The organism is Bordetella ansorpii (assembly GCF_900078315.1).
GTDB classification, from domain to species: domain Bacteria; phylum Pseudomonadota; class Gammaproteobacteria; order Burkholderiales; family Burkholderiaceae_B; genus Bordetella; species Bordetella ansorpii.
The window spans coordinates 873,897-890,264 of record NZ_FKBS01000029.1 but is presented as its reverse complement, the minus strand read 5'-3'; the positions used below and the strand labels follow the sequence as shown (position 1 = coordinate 890,264).

Annotated in this window: 17 protein-coding genes; all 17 read left to right on the top strand. The window is 63.3% G+C overall.

Going from position 1 to position 16,368, the window contains the following annotated elements; translation table 11 throughout:
* Position 1 precedes the first annotated feature (1 nt).
* Complete coding sequence (locus A7W11_RS25755) at positions 2–2,059, top strand: phage terminase large subunit family protein (RefSeq protein WP_235816971.1); 2,058 nt, start codon at positions 2–4, stop codon at positions 2,057–2,059.
* A gap of 1 nt (position 2,060) precedes the next feature.
* Complete coding sequence (locus A7W11_RS25750; RefSeq protein WP_066420891.1) at positions 2,061–2,276, top strand: phage head-tail joining protein; 216 nt, start codon at positions 2,061–2,063, stop codon at positions 2,274–2,276.
* The gene (locus A7W11_RS25745) at positions 2,273–3,784 is read left to right on the top strand and encodes a phage portal protein (RefSeq protein WP_066420885.1); all 1,512 of its coding nucleotides are present in this window, start codon (positions 2,273–2,275) and stop codon (positions 3,782–3,784) included. Before A7W11_RS25750 ends, A7W11_RS25745 begins: the two co-directional genes overlap by 4 nt.
* A 17-nt stretch (positions 3,785–3,801) precedes the next feature.
* Positions 3,802–4,959: a head maturation protease, ClpP-related gene (locus A7W11_RS25740; protein WP_066420884.1), complete on the top strand. Its 1,158-nt coding sequence runs from the start codon at positions 3,802–3,804 to the stop codon at positions 4,957–4,959.
* 8 nt (positions 4,960–4,967) lie between these two features.
* Positions 4,968–5,606: a head decoration protein gene (locus tag A7W11_RS25735; RefSeq protein ID WP_066420883.1), complete on the top strand. Its 639-nt coding sequence runs from the start codon at positions 4,968–4,970 to the stop codon at positions 5,604–5,606.
* Between the two features lie 80 nt (positions 5,607–5,686).
* A complete protein-coding gene (locus A7W11_RS25730; RefSeq protein WP_066420879.1) occupies positions 5,687–6,706 on the top strand; it encodes a major capsid protein in 1,020 nt (339 codons plus the stop codon).
* A gap of 8 nt (positions 6,707–6,714) precedes the next feature.
* On the top strand, positions 6,715–7,041 hold the full coding sequence (locus tag A7W11_RS25725) for a hypothetical protein (RefSeq protein WP_066420874.1): 327 nt from the start codon (positions 6,715–6,717) through the stop codon (positions 7,039–7,041).
* Positions 7,038–7,448, top strand: a complete 411-nt coding sequence (locus A7W11_RS25720; RefSeq protein ID WP_066420869.1) for a hypothetical protein — start codon at positions 7,038–7,040, stop codon at positions 7,446–7,448. The genes A7W11_RS25725 and A7W11_RS25720 overlap by 4 nt, the downstream gene beginning before the upstream one ends.
* 8 nt (positions 7,449–7,456) lie before the next feature.
* Entirely contained in the window at positions 7,457–7,660 is a 204-nt protein-coding gene (locus A7W11_RS25715) for a hypothetical protein (protein ID WP_066420868.1), read from the top strand.
* On the top strand, positions 7,657–8,589 hold the full coding sequence (locus A7W11_RS25710; protein WP_066420863.1) for a phage tail tube protein: 933 nt from the start codon (positions 7,657–7,659) through the stop codon (positions 8,587–8,589). The genes A7W11_RS25715 and A7W11_RS25710 overlap by 4 nt, the downstream gene beginning before the upstream one ends.
* Positions 8,590–8,614: 25 nt before the next feature.
* Positions 8,615–9,031 carry a hypothetical protein gene (locus A7W11_RS25705; RefSeq protein ID WP_066420859.1) on the top strand — a complete coding sequence of 139 codons (417 nt, stop codon included), beginning with the start codon at positions 8,615–8,617 and terminating at the stop codon, positions 9,029–9,031.
* A 131-nt stretch (positions 9,032–9,162) separates the two neighbouring features.
* Positions 9,163–9,417, top strand: coding sequence for a DUF1799 domain-containing protein (locus A7W11_RS25700; protein ID WP_162270311.1), 255 nt, complete (start codon positions 9,163–9,165; stop codon positions 9,415–9,417).
* An 8-nt stretch (positions 9,418–9,425) separates the two neighbouring features.
* Positions 9,426–12,410 (top strand): phage tail tape measure protein, encoded by a 2,985-nt coding sequence (locus A7W11_RS25695; RefSeq protein ID WP_066420854.1) that lies wholly within the window; start codon positions 9,426–9,428, stop codon positions 12,408–12,410.
* Between the two features lie 5 nt (positions 12,411–12,415).
* Complete coding sequence (locus A7W11_RS25690; RefSeq protein WP_156523234.1) at positions 12,416–12,901, top strand: hypothetical protein; 486 nt, start codon at positions 12,416–12,418, stop codon at positions 12,899–12,901.
* Positions 12,894–13,406 (top strand): hypothetical protein, encoded by a 513-nt coding sequence (locus A7W11_RS25685; protein WP_066420845.1) that lies wholly within the window; start codon positions 12,894–12,896, stop codon positions 13,404–13,406. Before A7W11_RS25690 ends, A7W11_RS25685 begins: the two co-directional genes overlap by 8 nt.
* The gene (locus tag A7W11_RS25680) at positions 13,406–13,756 is read left to right on the top strand and encodes a hypothetical protein (RefSeq protein ID WP_066420842.1); all 351 of its coding nucleotides are present in this window, start codon (positions 13,406–13,408) and stop codon (positions 13,754–13,756) included. Before A7W11_RS25685 ends, A7W11_RS25680 begins: the two co-directional genes overlap by 1 nt.
* The coding region (locus A7W11_RS25675; protein WP_066420840.1) for a host specificity factor TipJ family phage tail protein at positions 13,753–16,368 on the top strand (2,616 nt) is incomplete at its 3' end. The genes A7W11_RS25680 and A7W11_RS25675, both read left to right, overlap by 4 nt.

Genomic DNA, 16,368 nt, shown 5'->3' with positions numbered 1-16,368 from the left:
CGTGCACCACCGAACTGACGCGTCGGTGGTGCGGAGCTATCTGGCGAAAGGTCTATCGTCGTTTGCCGTACCCGAGCCGATGACTCTGGCCGAATGGGCTGCCAAGAACTTCTATCTGAGCGCCGAGTCGTCGTACGTCGAGCAGCGCTGGGAAGCGTGGCCGTTTCAGCGGGCGATCATGGCTTGCATCAGCAATGATGACATCCGTGAAGTGGATCTGAAGAAGTCGGCGCGTGTCGGCTACACCAAGATCATCCTGGCGGCGGTGGGGTACTTCGCCGAGCACAAGCGGCGGAACCAGGCGCTATGGCAGCCTACCGACGATGACCGCGACGAGTTCGTCAAGACTGAGCTGGACCCGATGTTGCGCGACGTCGCGGTCATGCGCAAGGTGTTCCCTTCGTACCTGGCCAGGCACAAGGACAACACGCTGCTGCAGAAGAAGTTCTTGGGCAGCCTGTTGCACTTGCGGGGTGGCAAGGCGGCGAAGAACTACCGCCGGATCTCGGTGGACACTGCGTATCTGGACGAAATCAGCGCGTTCGATTCGGACATCGATAAGGAAGGCGACGCTCGGTCGTTGGCGGCAAAGCGGGTTGAAGGGGCGACGTTCCCGAAACTGGTCTGTGGGTCTACACCAAAGCTCCGAGGCTTTTGCCAGATCGACGCTCGTCACCAGGCGGCCAAGGTCCGCTACGCGTATCACATTCCCTGCCCGCACTGTGACGACCATCACGCGCTCACTTGGGGCGGCAAGGATCAGGGGCATGGGTTCAAGTGGGCGGAGGGGGACCCTTCCTCAGTCCGGCATCTGTGCCCGCACTGCGGCGTGCTGATCACGCAGGCTGAGTACCTGGCCGTTGCTGAACGAGGGTTTTGGTATGGCGACGACAAGTCGACCATCGACCATCACGGCGTATTCCGGAATGAGGCGGGCGAGATTGTCGATCCGCCCGACCATATCTCGTTTCACGTATGGACGGCCTACAGCCCGCGTCCGGCGTGGTCGGTGCTGGTGGCCGAGTTTCTTGCGGCATTCCGCAAGGCGCAGGAAGGCGATGACTCGGCGCTCAAGGCGTTCTGGAACACGACCCTGGGCGAAACCTGGGAAGGTGAGATTGAGCGCACCGAGGCGCAGGAATTGCAACAGCGTGCGGAGCCGTTCCCTCTCCAGGTGGTGCCGCGCGGTGGGCTGCTTTTGTTGGCCGGGGCAGACACGCAGGACAACCGTGTGGAGGTTTCGGTCTGGGCCTACGGCCGTGGTGGGGAACTGTGGACCGTAGATCACAAAGTGCTCTTCGGAAACCCGGCGCAGCAAGAGCTATGGGACCGCGTCGGTGCGTTCTTGTTCGAAACCGAGTATCCGCACGACGCCGGCCCGCCGATGCGGATTTACGCGACCGCCATTGACTCGGGCGGGCATCACTCGCATGCCGTGTACGAGTTTGCTCGCAAACATGCGGGACGACGCGTGTTCGCTGTGCGCGGGCGGCCGTCCGGTGAGAAGTCGATCAAGGACGGCGCCACCGCTGTTGATATCGACTGGAATGGTAAGCGGGTCAAGAAGGGCGTCGTGTTGTGGCACGTTGGGACGAACCTGGCGAAGGACCTGCTTTACGGGCGTATGTCCGTCGCAACGCCGGGGCCCGGCTACGTCCACTACTCGAACCAGCTGTCGCTTGAGTGGTTCCAGCAGTTCACAGGCGAGGCTCGCGCAGTTCGCAAGACGCTGACGGGCAACCAGACGCGTTGGACCGCTGAGCGCAAGCGGGTCGAGACCTGGGACTGCGCCACGTACATGGTGTGGTTGGAGCACCACTTGGAGTTGCAGCGCAAATCCGACGCGTGGTGGGACGCGCTGGAGGCGAAGGTTCAGCCAGCGCAGCATGACCTGTTCGCCAGCCCGGCTTCGACGGTGGCGGCCGCTCCAGGCGTCCAGCAGGAAGACGACCCGCCGCCGCCCAGGGCGCCGCCTCTGGTCCCGGCGGCTGTGGTCGCGCAGCAAAAGCGCCCGGCTCGCCGGGCATCTCAATCAACTCATCTGAGCAGGCGCCGTTGATATGGCCTCTTACACCCAGCAGGACCTGGAACGGATCAACAAGGCGATCGCCAGCAGCCAGCTCGAAGTGCAGTACCGCGACAAGCGTGTGAAATACCGCGATATGGACGAGCTGATCAAGGCGAGGACGGTGATCCAGAACGATCTCGACAGCGCGGCCGGTAAGCGGCGGCAGCCGTTCGTTCGCCTGCGCAGCGCGGGCAAGGGGGTTCGATGAGCAGGTATGTACCCCAGGTGCGGTCCGGGCTGTTGTTGCCTCAGCGGCTGTCCGCGCAGATGAATTCGGCTTACGAAGGGGGCAGCGCCAGTGGCAGCCGCGTTCGGAACTGGAATCCATCCGGTGCCGGGCCCAACGCGGCGGCCACGCAGTCGTTGGGATTGATGCGTCGGCGGGCCCGTGACGCTACTCGAAACGATCCGTGGGCGCATACGGCGGAGAGCCGTTGGAACTCGAACGTCGTCGGGACAGGCATCCAGCCCCACCCGCAACACCCGGATCCCACGGTGCGCAAGGCCCTGAAAACGCTGTTTGCAGACTGGGTGTCGCAGGCTGATGCTGATGATCGTCTGGATTTCTACGGCCTGCAGTCCCTTGCAGTTCGCGCCATCTTCACCGACGGCGAGACGCTGACTCGGATGAGGCTGCGGCGCCCGCAAGATGGCCTGGTGGTCCCGCTGCAGTTGCAGGCGTTGGAAGGGGACTATCTGCCGATTGGTCTGACGCAGCAGGCGGCAGGCGGCAACGAGGTCATCGACGGTGTCGAGTTCAACCAGATCGGCAAGCGGGTGCGCTATCACCTGTATCGCAGCCACCCCGGCGAGTATGGGCGCGGGTGGCGGGGCGCTGAAACGACACCCGTCCCTGCAGACCAGGTGGTGCATGCCTATCCGGTCCTTCGGGCCGGCCAGGTCCGCGGGGTCACCGCGTTGGCCTCGGTGTTGTTGCGGCTCAAGAGCATCGACAACCTCGATGACGCCGTGATGTATCGGCAGGAAGTCTCCAACTTGTTCGCGGGGTTCGTGACGCGGCCTGTTGAAAGCGGCTTGCCGCCCGACCCGCTGAATCAGGCTCCGTATGGAGTGGACGTTGATGGCACGCCGATGGTGTCCTTGGAGCCGGGGACGATGCAGGAGTTGGAGCCCGGCCAGGAGGTGACGTTCTCGGCACCGCCGGACGCCGGCGCCAACTATGGGGAGTTCATGCGTCAGCAGTTGATGGCGGCATTCGCTTCGACGGGCATTCCCTACGAGATAGCCGCGGGCGATCTGCGTGGGGTCAGTGATCGCACGTTGCGCGTCATCGTCAACGAGTTCCACCGTCTGGTCGAGCAGTTCCAGTGGCACTGCGTCATTCACCAATGGTGTCGCCCGATCTGGGCTGCGTGGCTGGATGCGCTGATGCTGTCGGGCCGCTTCCCGATGCCGGACTTCTATCGCAATCGACACCTGTACCTCCGCGTGCAATGGGTGCCGCAGGGCTGGCCGTACTTCAACCCGACGCAGGACATCGAGGCGAAGCGCAATCAGGTGCGGGCCGGCTTCACGTCACGCGCGGCAGTTGTGCTCGCCCAGGGTGATGACCCCGACCAGTTGGTCGAGGAAATCGCTGCTGAACAGGATGAAGCCGACAGACGCGGCTTTGTCTTCGACAGCGATCCCCGTCGTACTGATCGTAGCGGCGGCCAGGTCGATGCACCCTCCGACCCCGGCGACGGGGCAGTCTGAACAGAAAAGGAGCCGAGATGGCTAAGAAGGGCAATTTCTACTCCATCGGCGTGTCGATGGAGGCAAGCGAGCGTGTCGTCACGCTGCGGATCTATGACGACATTGGCTGGTGGGGTAAGACGGCGGCGGATTTTGCCGCCGAGCTGGCCGCTGCCGCCGAGGGTGCCTCGAAGATCATCGTGGCGATCAACAGTGGCGGCGGTAGCGTCTTCGATGCGTTTGCGATGTACAACGAGCTGCGCCGCTATGCTGGCCGCACGGTAGGCCGGGTGGATGGCGTGTGTGCTTCCGCCGCCACGCTGCCGCTGATCGCCTGCGACACGATCGAGATGCCCGAGAATGCGCAGCTCATGATCCACGAGCCGACCACCGTCACCTGGGGGACGCTGGCGGAGCTGAAGGCCAGTATCCGGATGATGGAGAACATCATCGACAGCGTGATCGCGGCCTATGTGCGGCGTAGTGGCCTGCCCACCGAGAAGATCGTCGAGATGATGGAGGCCACCACGTGGCTCTCCGCGCTTGACGCGCAGGCGTTGGGCTTTTGCGACACCATCATCGAGCCTGTGGCGATGGCGATGTCGGCGTCGTCCCTGGACCTGATCTCCAAATTCGCCAACCTGCCCGAACCCATCGCGCGGCTGGTGGACGCCGCCGAGACGCCGGTACAGACGGCTGCAAGCCCCGCGGCGCAGCAAGGGGGACAGCCGCCCGCTACGACGGCAACACCCGTCGCCGCAGCGCCGACTGTGGCGGCGCCGCCGCCGGAGCCGGCCGCAGTGTCGGCTGCAGCGGTCATGGCGGCGGGGGATCTGGCTGCCCATGTTTTCGCTACCTGCCGCAGTGCGCAGATCCCGCACCTGGCCGAAAGTGTAATGTGCAGCGGCGGGATGATGGGACGTGAGCAGGCTGACGCGCGCATCAAGGTCGCGCAGGAGATTGCCGGTCTGTGCATGGCCGCAAAGTTGCCTGACATGGCGGCGGAGATGGTGACCGCGGGCCTGGGCGTAGAGCAGGCCCGCGCGCGTCTGTTCGACGACGTGACGCAGCGTGCCGTCACGGAAATCAATAACAAACAGCAGTCCGACCCGGCTCCGGTGGCGAAGCGCTCCGGGGCGAACCCCCAGGCGATCTACGCAGCTCGCCGGGAACAATCCGCAACCCCCCGAAACTAGGAGCCACCATGGGCTTTACCAATCAACTTCCCCGCGCGGCCGATTTCATCCTGTCCGAGGCGAACGGCGAGCTGTCCCGCCAGGTCGTGGTCATCAGCGCTAGTGCTGGCATCTTGCAGGCCGGCCAGTTGCTTTCCGTTCTCACCGCTGCGAACGCCGCGACCGTCACCCCGAAGGTTGGCGGGAACACCGGCAACGGGGCGGTCGGCACCGTCACCGTGAGCAGCGAAGCCATCACGGGTACCTACGTCGTGCGCATCATCGGTGCCGCCGCCAACGGTGGCGAGTTCGAAGTGATCGATCCCACCGGCGATACGGTCGGCGATGGTCTGGTCGGCGAGGCGTTCCAGGCCGGCGGTCTGTCGTTCACCATTGCCGACGGCTCGACCGACTTCGCTGTGGGCGATGCCTGGAACGTTGCCATCAAAGCCGGCCTGGGCGAGTACGTGGCCTACGACGACGACGGCACCGACGATGGCCGCCGCACGGCCTCCGGCGTGCTGTACGCCGCCGTGGACGCCACCGTGCATGACGTCAAGGCCACGGCCATCGTGCGCCAGGCGGAGGTGGCCGGCGAGTTGCTGATCGGCCTGGATGCCGCCGGCCGCGTCGACCTGGCCGCCAACGGCGTGATCGTGCGCGAATAGTAGCGCCACACAAAACCGCTTTTTCTCAACAAGCCTTGTTCGGCCGCCTCGTGCGGCCCTTTTCATTTCTAGGAGCCGCAATGGCCGAAATCACCATCTTCCAGGACGAGGCGTTTTCCGTCGAGAACCTGGCCGCCGCGATCAGCGAACAACCCTATGTGCCCGGCCGTATCGGCCGGCTCGGGCTCTTCACCGAAGCGCCGATCACCACCACGGTCGTCCAGATCGACTACGACGGTCAGAAAATCGGTCTCGTGGCGGCCAAGCCGCGCGGCGGTGACGCCCAGCCCGTCGTGCTGGCCGGTCGCAAGAAGATTCCGTTCAACACGGTTCACCTGCCCGAGCGCTCCACCATGATGGCGGACGAAATCCAGGGCATCCGCGCCTTCGGATCCACGACGGAGCTGGAGTCCGCCGTGCAGCGCGTGGCCGCGTATCAGCGCACGCACCGCCAGCAGTTGGACATGACGCACGAATGGCAGCGCGTGGGCGCTATCAGCGGCAAGGTGCTCGACGCCGACGGCGAGACGGTGCTGCTCGACCTGTATGCGACCTTCGGCATTGAGCAGGCCGTCGTGTATTTCGACCTGAACAACTCCAACACCCTGGTGCGCGAGCGCAGCGAGGAAGTGAATGATCAGATCGAAGATGCGCTGGGCGCGTTGACGAGCACTGGCGTGCGCGCGTTCTGCGGTCGCGAGTTCTGGCGCAAGCTGACCAATCACAAGTCGGTGCGCGAGACGTACCTGAACACGGTACGGGCCGCTGAGCTGCTGGGCAAGACCGCCGAGACGTTCGAGATCGGCGGCATCACCTACGAGCGCTATCGCGGCAAGCGCGGCACCGCGCCCTACATCCCCAACGACGAGGCCATCGCGGTGCCGGAAGGCGTGCCCGAGCTGACCATCACTCGCTTCGCGCCGGCGGACTACCTGGAGACGGTCAACACCGAGGGGCTGCCGTACTACTCCAAACTCGAGGTGCTCCGGTTCAACAAGGGCGTCGAGATCGAGTCCCAATCGAACCCTCTGCACCTGGTGACGCGCCCGAAGGCGGTCATCCGCCTGAAGATCGGCGCCGGTGCCGGGGCAGGCGAGTAAGGCTCGGCATGGACTGGGACAACGGCATCTTCGACGAGGCTGCGGACCAGGCCGGGATGCGCCAGCGGATCGATATCGTCGATTCGAGTCCGCCGGCGCATTTCATGGCGGACTTCCAGTGCCCCGATGAGATCGACGAGATCGGCGGCCTGCAGATTCACGGCGCTCGGTACGAGATCGAGTTCACGACCGCTGACGTAAGGGGTCTCGTCTTGATGGGCACGAAGTTGGCGATCCTCGCTGGCGCGAACACGGGTCAGTACAGAGTGCGTCAGGTGCCCACAGCCGTGGGTGATGGCTACTGGACGCGAGCGCAACTGGAGAAGCTGGCATGACGACTCGTCTACAGCAGTACATCGCCGGGATATCCGACGCGCTTACCGTCGCAGGCCTGAAGGTCGAAGGGTCTCCGATCCAGGCTCTCCAGCGGCAGGATTCGCAGGTCTGCACGCTGTTGCCCGGCCAGGAAGACGTGGAGGCCTCGCCGGTGGGCCGCTCCACTCGTGGGCGCCTGATCCGGCTGGCCGTGCACACGGCGGGCGATGATCACCTCGCGGAAACGGAGGCGGTTTTCGAGGCGGCGCATCCCGTGATCATGGCCTTCGTCGCGGATGGGCTGGTCTCGATCGTCGAGCTGGGCACGGACGAACCGCAGTACGTCGCGACCGACCTCTCCCGGCAGATCACCGGCAAACGCTACCTGGTCACGTACCAGACCGATGAACACTCCCTGAGCGCATAGGAGGCGCCATGGACGAAACCACGCAGGATGCCGCCCAGCCCGATCCCTACGCGGGGCAGGGCGGCTCTTACACCTTCGACCCGGCGACGGGCCAGCGCACCCTGGTGGCGCGCACCAATCTGTGCGTCGGTTGCAACGACGAGGCCAGCGGCGCAAATGCGTCGCCGGGTGTCGTCGCGGCCGTCAGCGACGAACCTTCGGAGCCACAATGAGCAAGTCGATGCGCAACCAGCTGATGCTGGTAAAGATCCAGGCCGAGGCTGGCACGGATCCCGTTCCCACCGCGGCGTTGAACGCCATCCTGCTGCGTAATGTCACGCACACGCCCATCGCGGCCGAGTACGTGGACCGTGCGCTGCTCAAGCCCTACATGGGCAACATGGGGCAGATTCCGGTCAGCCAGTATGCGCAGGCCGAATTTGAGGTCGAGCTGGCCGGCGCCGGGACCGCGGGCGATACCCCCGCCTGGGGTCCGCTGCTGCGTGGCTGCGGATTCAGCGAGACGATCGACGTGGGCGAAGAGGTGACGTACGCGCCGGTGTCCACCAACCAGGAACTCGTGACGCTGTACTACTACCTCGACGGGCTGCTGCACAAGATCACGGACGCACGGGGCTCGGTGTCCTTCGATATCAGCGCCAAGGGCATTCCCTTCATGCGGTACCGGTTCATGGGGACGTACGTACCGATCGTTGACGAGGCATTTCCCGTCGGTGCGGACTTCAGCAGGTTCCAGATTCCGCAAGGCGTCACGAAGGCGAACACCCCGATGTGGCAGCTGGGGGCCTACACGGGGTGCTTGCGGTCGCTGCAAGCGGATATCGCAAACCAGTTGGTGTGGCGTGCCTTGATCGGTTGCGAGGGCGCGGCCATCACGAACCGTACGCCGACCGGCCAGCTGGTGCTGGAGTTGCCCTCGATCGCGCAGCTGAACTGGCCGCAGATGGTGCTGGATGCCAGCGATCAGGCGCTGATCCTGTCGCATGGTGTCGGCGCCGGCCGCATCGTGCAGTTGCGCATGCCCACCACCCAGGTGAACACCCCGACGTACTCCGATCAGGATGGCGTCGCCATGCTGAACCTGAACTTCAACCTTCAGCCCAGCCAGGGCAACGACGAAATCGAGATCGTCGTTAAGTAAGCGCACCTTGCGCAAAGGACTCGCAATGCCTTTCGTTAAAGCGAAACGCTCCACCGCGGCCACGCCGATCGGCCTGACCGTCCGTGGTGATGATGGCAAACCCGCTCAGATTGCGTTCACCGCGAAGTATCGCCGCCATTCGCTGGAGGATCTGATCGACCTGAACGACATGATCCAGAACAAGTCCCGCCTGGCCGCCGGTCTTTCTCCGTTGCTGAAGCCAGACGGCAGTGCTGTCCCGGCTTGGCCGTATCCGAGTGACATGGCCTTCATCGAAGAAGTGCTCATCGGTTGGCATGACGTCGCCGATGGAGATGGCGCCGCAGTCGCGTTCTCGTTGGGCGAACTGCGCGCCACCGTCAGCGACTACCCCGAACTGGTCATCCCGCTTTTCAATGGTTTCTTCGAAGCGCACCAGGCGGTCCCCCAAGTAAAAAACTGATCGAGGCGGCCGAGTTCTGGGCGCATCGGACGCGCCCGAGGGCTGCTGGTTTCTCCATCGACCAGGGTGTTCTGGATGACATGCGGAAGGCCGGCGCCCCACCGCAGCTCTTGGCGGCGGCGGAAGCCAGCATGCGCAAACAGGGCGACGAGGCCGAGTTCGAGGTATGGCCTGAGAACTGGGCCGTCTTAGAGATATTCCTTTCACTGGCGACCTGTTGGACCTGGGTGGCGCCAGGCTTCGGCACGCCGGTACGTACGGGCATTCCAGCGCAGGAGGTGCAGGCGGCGATGACGCTGCTGGGCATTGATCGCGATGAGTGGCCGTTGACATACCGGCGTGTGCGCGACATGGAGTCGGCTGCGCTGGCTGTATTCGCGCAATAGGGGCAAGTATGGATCAGCGTCGAATCGGGGTCGTTTTTACGGCGGACCCGGGTGAACTCCTGCGCGCTTTCTCCGCGTCGTCTGCGGCCACCATGCAATTCGGTGCTCAGACTCAGTCTGTAATGGGGCATGCTGCCCAGGCCTCAGCCGGCCTGGCGGGTCAGCTGGGAACGATGACCCGGGCGGTAAGCACCGCCAGCGCAGGTGCCCAGGCGTACTCGATTGCCGGGAACCAGTTCATCCAATCGCTGGAGCGCCAGGCGGCGGCCGCTGGCAAGACGCAGTCCCAGTTGCTGGAGTTGCGCGCGGCGGAACTGGGGGTATCGCAGCAGGCATCGCCCTACATCCAGGCGCTTCGGGCGCAGGAGACGCAGCTGGCACGCTCGGGTACTCAGCTGAACAAGTATGGTGTGTCGGCGGCGCAGACCGCTGCGGCGATGCGTGGTGTCCCTGCTCAGCTGACCGACATCGTCGTGTCGCTGCAGGGTGGGCAGGCCCCCCTGACCGTGCTGCTGCAGCAGGGCGGGCAGTTGAAAGACATGTTTGGCGGCATTCGCCCTGCCGCTGCGGCGCTTGCCCAGACTGTACTGGGCATGATCAATCCGTGGGTGTTGGCCGGTGCGGCCATCGGTGCCGTCGCATATGCGGCGCACCAGGGCAGCGTCGAGATCGAGCGGCTGAACCGGTTGGTGCAGCTATCCGGCAACTACGCGGGTACAAGCGCGGCGGGCATCCAGCAGATGGCCGCTCGTGTGGCTGGCGCGGATGGGTCTCGGTCGGCCGCGCAGTCGATGATTGAGGGCCTGGTTGGTGATGGTCGGTTGTCGGCACAGACCATCGAGACCCTGGCCGGGACCATGCAGCAGTTCGCGAAGGTCAGCGGACAGTCCAGCGACGATGTGCTGAAGGACTTCCGCGGCATGGCCGACGGTGTGCTGAAGTGGGCAGAAGACCACAACAAGTCCATGCACTTCATGGATCTTGCCACGTGGGAGCGGATTCGAACCCTGGAGGAGGCGGGTCAACGCGAGGCGGCTATCCAGGTCTTGTCGCAGTCGCTGCACGAGCACCTGGGGACGAAGGCCGCGGCGCAGGTGGGAACGTTGGAGCGCGCCTGGCGGGGATTGACGGGTGCCATCCAGACGGCATGGTCCGCGATGAAGGAGTGGGGCGTTGAAAGCGATCCGCGCGTGTCTGCGGTTCAGGCGCTCGAAAAGCAGGTACGCGAGCGCCAGGCGATTGTTGACACGGTCGCTGCTTCCGGCGGAACGGTCTCAGAGAATGAGCGGTCGCGACTCTCTGCCTTGCGTGCTCGGGCGGAAGACCTTCGTACTCAGTTGGCACTGGAGGAAGCGGCGGCACAGGGCGGGGGCATCAACGCCGCCGCGCGTGATGCAGCTGTGGAAGCTGCTGCGAAGCTTCACCAGTTGGATCTGCAGACAAGCAAAACCAAGCAACTGAACAAGGCCTTGGAGGAAAACCGGCGCTTGGAGGCTGCCATAAGGGTTGAAAGCCCGAACAGTGATCTGGTGACGCCCGAGGCGATTCGCGACCGGGAGGCTGCGACGCGCAAGAAGTTCGAAGACAGGGACGCCGCTGGTGCAGGTCAGAACGCCCTTGGTGGGCAACTGGCAACGTTGCAACAGGCGGCGAAACAGCGCGAAGAGGCGCTCAAGATCGAGTACGCAACGCTGGAGCGCCTGCGGTCGATTGGCTATTTCTCTGAGGTGGAACTCATCCAGCGCCGTGGTGAGGCCCAGCGGGCCGCGCTGAGTGATGAGCTTGCGATCGCTAAGCGGCAGGAGGAGCTGGCTGGTGGGCGTAAGCAGTTGGCCGAGCGGGAAAGGTATGCCGGACGCGTAAAGGAGATCCAGGCCGAGATTGTGCGGTCCCAAGAGCAAGAGGCCGCGGCGATCGAGAAGTACGGAAGCCAGATCCGCGACGTCTGGATGGCCACGCGACTCGACCTGGAGAACTATCAGGAGACTCGCGGGCTGCAGGCCTCGCGGTCCCTGAACGCTTTGACGATGGGGGGAGACCAGCGGTCGCTGGTTGACGCCTTGAATCAGGCCACGGATCAGTATCGCAGGGTGCGTGATCGATACACGGAGCGGGTTCGCCGGATTGGCGGCGACGGTGCGCTTGGGTCGGACGAGTACAAGGAAGGCGTCGCTGGGATCGACGCAGCGATGGAGGTCTCCCTCGAGCGCGAGCGCGAATATGCAAGGCGACGTGTCGAGATCCAGGGCGACTGGCGCAATGGCGCTTCGCGCGCGCTGGCGGATTGGCAGGACGACACGGCCAACGTCATGGGGCAAACGCAGCGCATCTTCACCAACGCCTTCGGTGGCTTCTCTGACGCCTTGACCGAGATGATCACGAATGGGAAGGTGAATTTTCGTGGTCTGGCGACGAGCATCATCGCCGACATCGCGCGCATGCAGGCTCGGGCTGCCACGTCTCAGTTGTTCGGTTTTGCCATGCGCGCTGTTGGCCTGGTGGCTGGTGGTGCTGGTGCGACGGCCGGGGCGGACATGCCTGGCATCGGAGGGACTGGCGGCGGGCTGCTGGACGGCATCCAGTTCGCGAAAGGCGGCGTGTCTGACAGTCCTGACCTTTCTCGGTACTCAAACGGGGTTTACAACAGCCCGAAGTTCTTCGCGTTCGCTGCCGGCGCGGGTGTGTTCGCGGAAGCGGGGCCCGAGGCCATCATGCCGCTGAAGCGCGGCCCGGACGGCGTGCTGGGCGTCCGGGCGTTGGAGCCGAAGTGGGCGGCGCCATCACAGGTGGCTGCGGCTCCCAAGGTCACAGTGCACAACTACGGCGGCAGCGAGGTGAATGTGCGGCAGATGAGCGACGGCGAGTTGCTGTTGGAAGTCGATCGCAAGCTGGCAAATGGGGTGCCTCGGATCATGGATGCAGAGCTACGCCGCTCGAACAGTCGTGGTCACAAGGCGATGACTGAAACTTTCAACGTATCTCCTCGACGATGAACCTGATGAAGATTCCATTCCAGCCGTTGAAGGCTGGGTACGGCGGGGAGCCAGCCTTCGGCGTGTCGCGTATCGAGTTGGCGGGTGGTCCGGGGCGGTATCGGGCCACGCCGGAGCCGCAGGAGCACATGTTGACCGCGTCCTGGCTGCTGCAAGAGCACGAGTACAGCGCCTTCATGGGTTTCGTGAGAAGCGTCGCTCGCACGGGCGGTGCGCCGTTTCTTGCCGACCTGATCATCGATGACGCAGCGGTCCGGGAGTATGCGGCTCGGATTGTTCCTGGAACGCTGCGGCTCGTCAGCATCGCGGGGAACGTGTACACGGTGTCTGCCCAACTGGAGGTCGAATCGCTTCCGGAAGTTCGGGATCCCAGTACGGACTACTGGGCCTCGGTCATCTTGTTCCTGGCCGTTTATGGCAGCGTGGCGGCAGCCCGTGAAGTCTGGGACTTGCTGGCAAAGTTGGTGAACGAGGATCTGCCTCATGGATAACTGGTCGGATCAGGTGGATTTCTACCTGGGTGATAGCGGGTCTGCTGCCAAGCTTGAGACCCTGCACATAAGTCAGCCCAGCTTCTCCCGCGAGTATCGCTTCCAGCCCTACTACCGCGATGGGCTATGGCTGCGCGATGAGTCCGGCGAGCAGCAGTTCTTCGAATGGATGCCGATGCAATTGCGGCCTATGGCGGAAATGGGGGACCTGGATTTCGGGATCTCCGTGACGTTTGGTGATCTGGGCGAGGTTCTGCCCGCTGAGATCGCTCGGGCACGGCAGGCCGGGACGCTTCGGACCCATCCTGCCGTGGTTGTCTATCGGGTGTATCGGTCCGACCGGCTGGACAGGCCGATGTATGGCCCGTTGCGCCTGGAGGCGCCGACGATTGTGCGTGGCCAGGATGGCGCCCAGTTCGAGGCTCGTGCCCGGAGCTTGAACATCAGCCGAACCGGAATGCTCTACCGCACGGATCTGTTCCCTGGGCTGTTGGGGTTTCTGTGATGAAAAGCATCGACGAGTTGCTGGGTCGCGAGTACGACCGTAAGCATTATCACTGCCTTCACTTCGCGGCGGATGCCTGGGAATTGCTCACAGGTGATACGCGGCTGGCGCAGATCGATGAGCAGACATTCAGGGCTGCGCGGGTTCTCTCGCTTTTTCGGGGGATGCGTCGGCAGCTTGGGCCCACCGAGAGTCCGTCGATTGCGTTGATGGAAGAGGTGGGTACATCTGACCTGCACATCGGCGTCTGCTATCAGCGACGGCTTCTTCACCTCAATGAGGGTGGGGCTTGGTTCGTGCTGATGGAGGTCGCGGAAATACAGTACCGAAACATGAGATTCTGGACATGAGCATCATCGTCTATCTGTATCGAGCGCCGGACGCCAAGCGGGAGACGCATACCGTCTCGGACCTGGCGTCGTTCCTGCGCAGTACCTTCGGCCGCACGTTTCCGGCGGGCGGGCGCATCGTTGACATGGCGACCAACCAAGTCGTGACGCCGGCCAGTGAGGCCGATGAGGGGCGGTTGCGGCAGTATCCGGGTCCGTTTGTGGTGGAGGTTTTCCCGAGGGAGCCAATACAGATCTTCGTCGCGATCGCGATGACTGTAGCGTCGATGATGTTGCAGTCGGCGCTTGCGCCGGATCCCCCGGTCAGCACCGAGAGAAACGTGCGTTCCGAGTCCCCCAATAACGGGTTGTCGGAGCGCGTCAATCAACCGAGGGTGAATGGCCGTGTGCCGGATATCTACGGGACGGTACGGAGCACACCTGATCTGCTGGCGCCCTCGTACCGGGTGTTCCAGGATCACGTCGAGAAAGAAGTGTCTTTCATGTGTATTGGCCGCGGCGCCTACTCTATACAGGACGTGCGGGATGACACGACGCTGGTGCAGGAGATCTCCGGCACCAGTGTGGAGGTGTACGCGCCATTCACCTCGCCGAACAGCGGGCATGCGCCGCAGTTGCGTATCGGGAATGCGATTGGGTTGCCGGTGCTTGCAGCGAAGCGCGTCAATAGCGTCAACGGTCAGACGCTCCAGCCACCGGATTCCGGACGGGTGATACGACGACCTACCGTATTCCAATCGCCCAATCTGATACTCAGTCAGGATGCGGGCATCGACTTCACCGAGTATTTCTTGCCTGGCGATGTTATCCAGGTGAGCGGTGCAAGGCAGACTGACGGCACGTTCTCGTACAGCGTTCCGCTCGATGCGGGTCTATTTGATACGGGTGGATCTTCAGGGCAGGAATGGGGTGAGATGGCGTGGCCTGGCGATCACTCCGGGGACTGGGCTGCTGGGCAGTTGGTCACGATGAGCAACGCCGTAGTCCGCTTCGAGGTGCTGGGTGGTGGGGATGCCGGCAACAACATGTCGGTATCGGTCAATCTAGCCGGGCTCTATCCGGTGCTCAGTGTGACGTACACGCCGCCGGATGAGTTCTCGGGTGCGGAGGGTTTTACGACGCTGCGGTTTGATGTAACCCAGAACAGCTCGGCATGGCGCGAGCTGAGGTCGCGTGTATCTCCTGCGACGGGAAACCCGACCTTGAGCAGGCCGTCCGGTGTGATCCTGTTCGACCTTTCAGGGCAGTACACAATCAACACGGTCGTAGGCGACAAGATAACGCTGAATGATCCCGCTGGCAGCAATGCAGATTGGACGGTGATGGCGACTCAGTTTGGCGGGCAGTCGGTGACGTTGTTTCCCGACTTGGCAACCACGGCGGAGCGCTGGATTGGCTGGTTTACCGTGCGGTCGGAGCGTCCTATTCGCCGATTGATCGCCAACGTGGTCGCGTTGAACGGGCTGTACTCGGACTCCGGGCAGCAGCAGTACCGGAGAAACGTGGCGTTTCGATTGGAGGCCGAGCGATTGGACGCGAACGGGGTGCCGTTCGGTGGCGTTCACCGTTTCGATGCCACGGTGATCGGTTCTGGCACATCACGGTCGACGCGGGCGCAGACGTTGGATGTGGTGCTGACGAACACGCCTTGGGCGACGTGGAGAATCAGGGCACGACGGCTGACGGCGACCGATACGGAATTCGTTGGGCAAACCGTCGATGAAATCAAGTGGCGGGACATGTATGCCTGCGGATACGTTGACCAGGCCCACTTCGGGGACTTGACGACAGTGCAATCGGTGACGTTTGCGACGGATGGTGCGCTGGCGGTTAAAGAGCGTAAGTTGAATGCGCTGGTCACCCGCAACTTGCCCAGGCGGGTATCGGGGTCGCAGTTCACGACTGAGCTGTATGCCACGAACAACGTCGCTGACATCGTGGCGGCAATTTGCCTGGATCCGCTGATCGGGAACTGCGTGCCGGAGGAGGTGGATTTCGACAACGTTTACCAGACGGCGGAGGATATCAGGCAGTACTTCGGCGTCGATGTCGCCCAGTTCAACTACACGCTCGATAAGTCGAATTTGAGTTTCGAGGAGACGCTGTCGATGGTGGCTGCTGCTGTGTTCTGCAATGCGTATCGGCGCGGGAGTGTCATACGGCTGTTCTTCGAGCGGCCTGCAGCCAGCAGCACGTTGCTGTTCAACCACCGGAACAAGGTGCCTGGGTCAGAGCAGCGAACGGATGGCAGTGATGTGGACAATGACGGCATCGAGTACCAGTGGATCGACCCCACGAACGACGCTCCGCAGACGATCTATCTGCCGGGGGACCGATCGGCGATCAATCCCCGTCGGATAGAGTCGGTCGGGGTCAGGCTGAGTCAGCAGGCCTACATCCATGCGCACAGGGAATACAACAAGTTGCGGTATCAGGACTGCGCTACACGGTTCACTGCGTTGCCTGAGGCGAATCTGCTGGTGCGGTCGGAGCGATTTCTATCGGCTGACAATGTAGGCGATCGGGTGGATGACGGTGATTTGATTGCAGCTGATGGCCGGCTCGTATCTCTATCTCAGCCGATGGAGTGGAAGGCTGGTGCTGCCTATTGG